The following is a 2,354-nucleotide window of genomic DNA, read 5'->3' on the forward strand; positions in this document are numbered from 1 at the left end:
AAATTATTCAACTTCAAGAGTGAAATATGAATTCGGCAAACTATTCAGGTAAAAACTTGGAAATATGCCTCAGCAGCGATAATCCTCATTTGTTGCAGCGAAATGCACAAATTGCTTTTGCATCTGGGGCAACAAGGATAGAACTCTGTGGTGTACTGAGTTGCGGTGGCTTGACGCCAAACCCCACAGCGATACAGGCAGTTGCCCAGTATTTACCAAGCTTTGGCGAATGTATTGTGATGTTACGCCAAGCACCGCATTTTTTTATTGATGACACCATGCTCTATCAGTTACAAAAGGGGATAGATGGCATTGCTTACGCGGGCGCAACCGGTATTGCGCTTGGTTTTATAGACGATAACCAAGAGATAGCGGCTGACCATTGTCGAGCACTCATTGCCACGGCAAAATCCTTAGGCCTTTCTGTCACCTTTCATCGCGCCTTTGACGCCGCTGCAAACTGGCAGCAGGCGGCCGAGACGCTGCTAGAGTTAGGCGTTGAGCGGGTCTTAAGCGCCGGCAATACATGGCAAAGTGGCAAAGGCGCAGTGTTTGGTACCAGTCAGCTCATTGCCTTACTGAAAAAACTCAATGCTGAAGTCGAAGTTGTGATCGGTGGTGGGGTCAACACGAAAAACGCAGCGGATCTTTGGCTTTTAAGTGAATTTGGTCCACTCTCTCTACATACTCACTCTGGCGTGCACCATGGCGATGAAGTTTGCCCAAGGCTAGTTAATGCAATACTCACCGGATCAGAAAAGGCAATACAATGACAGCATCGAAGCTATTTTTAGGGATTGATGGTGGCGGGACGAAATGTAAAGTCCGCCTCGAGGATCAACATGGACAGCTCCTTGCCGAGGCCACCAGCGGCCCTGCAAACATAGCAACATCAATACATCAGGCCCAAGAGTCAATGTTGAGCGCAACAATGACAGCGCTGACAAATGCAAAAATCCCCCATCACGATATTGCTAACATCAGTGCTTTTGCAGGACTTGCCGGCGCGAATGTCACGACGGCTTGTGAGGCGATGCAGCAATGGCGTTCCCCTTTTGCACGTTTTCAATTTTCAACCGATGCACACATAGCTTGCCTTGGTGCGCATCAACACGAAGATGGCGGTGTAATCATTCTTGGCACCGGATTTTGCGCGGGTCTGGTGACGCATGGACAATTTAGGGAGTTCGGTGGCCACGGATTATTACTCAGTGATGGTGCAAGTGGCAGTTGGATCGGTTTGAGTTTAGTGAAGCATGCCATCGAGGTGCTTGATACACTGTCCCCTAGCAGTCTGATGATTGAGTCGTTTTTGACTGCCATGAATTGCCACAGTACCGAGCAGTTAGTCAAACTCACGCTAAACGCCACTCCCCAGTATTTTGCCCAGTTTGCTCAACATGTTTTTGCCACGCCAAACGATCCCTATGCCGAGCAGATCTTAAGTAGCGCGGCACGATTTATAGAGCGTTATGTCCGTCATTTGCAGAGCTTAGGGGCACAGAAAGTCGCGCTAGTTGGGGGCATTGCTATGCCTATACGTCCCTGGTTAGCTGCCGAGTACGCAGATACGCTGGTGACACCGGCACTACCACCAGAAGTCGCAGCGTTAACGCTCGCTCGACGTTAACTCTTTACGTAATTGCGACGGGATTTCACCAAATAAACGACGAAACTGCTTGCTAAAATAACTTGGCTCTGAAAAGCCACACTGATAAGCGACTTGTGATACTGGTAAGCGTGTTTCGACCAATAATTTACGGGCATTTTCCAATCTTACTTCGTTGATAAATTGATTGGGAGTTTTGGCTAAATGCTTTTTAAATCTGCGCTCCAGTGCGCTTACTGAAAGGTGAGCAAGTTCCGCCAATTCTTCGATACAAATATGACGATGGTAATGCGCCCGAATAAATTCAACGGGCGCTTCAATGGCTCTTACGTGAGACAACGCCTTTGACGTTTTCGCTAGATGTCGCGTAACACCATAAGTGCCCATAATCGCATTTTCGCCGTCAAGTAGCACTTTTTTTGACGTGGAAAACCATGCCAATTCCCCATTTGTGGTTTGGTTGAGTTCTAATCTATCCGTCACGATAAAGCCTTCCATCACTCGTTTATCATCGTTAACGTATTGGAATGCCAAGTGTTGCGGTGAAAAGTCAAAATCGGTTTTCAGTAAGATTTGATCTAGGGTTTTATAGCCCTGATGTTCAACAAAGTGTTGGTTCGCATGCACTATTCTACTTTTTGTGTCTTTGACCCAAAAGAGAATGTCTGGGATCAGGTCAAATGCTGCAATCAATTGATTTACCCCAGCTTTATTCAATATTGTTTGCTCTTCCATTGCCCTAATT

At 46.9% G+C, this 2,354-nt stretch carries 3 protein-coding genes; 2 read left to right on the forward strand and 1 reads right to left on the reverse strand.

The genetic code is table 11. From position 1 onward, the window contains the following. Positions 1 to 26 precede the first annotated feature (26 nt). A complete protein-coding gene (locus tag L1D50_RS22695) occupies positions 27 to 773 on the forward strand; it encodes a copper homeostasis protein CutC (RefSeq protein ID WP_128726840.1) in 747 nt (248 codons plus the stop codon). Continuing rightward, on the forward strand, positions 770 to 1,630 hold the full coding sequence (locus L1D50_RS22700) for a BadF/BadG/BcrA/BcrD ATPase family protein (protein WP_239966902.1): 861 nt from the start codon (positions 770 to 772) through the stop codon (positions 1,628 to 1,630). The genes L1D50_RS22695 and L1D50_RS22700 overlap by 4 nt, the downstream gene beginning before the upstream one ends. Here the strand turns inward: L1D50_RS22700 and L1D50_RS22705 are convergent. Continuing rightward, a complete protein-coding gene (locus L1D50_RS22705; protein ID WP_128726842.1) occupies positions 1,610 to 2,344 on the reverse strand; it encodes an AraC family transcriptional regulator in 735 nt (244 codons plus the stop codon). The genes L1D50_RS22700 and L1D50_RS22705 overlap by 21 nt on opposite strands. Positions 2,345 to 2,354 lie beyond the last annotated feature (10 nt).

Origin of the sequence: Pseudoalteromonas sp. Isolate6, assembly GCF_022398435.1 — a bacterium.
Classification (GTDB): Bacteria; Pseudomonadota; Gammaproteobacteria; order Enterobacterales; family Alteromonadaceae; genus Pseudoalteromonas; species Pseudoalteromonas galatheae.

What these genes read in the sequence shown, in the direction of transcription:
- L1D50_RS22700 (WP_239966902.1), top strand. Translation starts at nt 770, where the DNA reads ATGACAGCATCGAAGCTATTTTTAGGGATTGATGGTGGCGGGACGAAA.
- L1D50_RS22695 (WP_128726840.1), top strand. Translation starts at nt 27, where the DNA reads ATGAATTCGGCAAACTATTCAGGTAAAAACTTGGAAATATGCCTCAGC.
- L1D50_RS22705 (WP_128726842.1), bottom strand. Translation starts at nt 2,344, where the DNA reads ATGGAAGAGCAAACAATATTGAATAAAGCTGGGGTAAATCAATTGATT.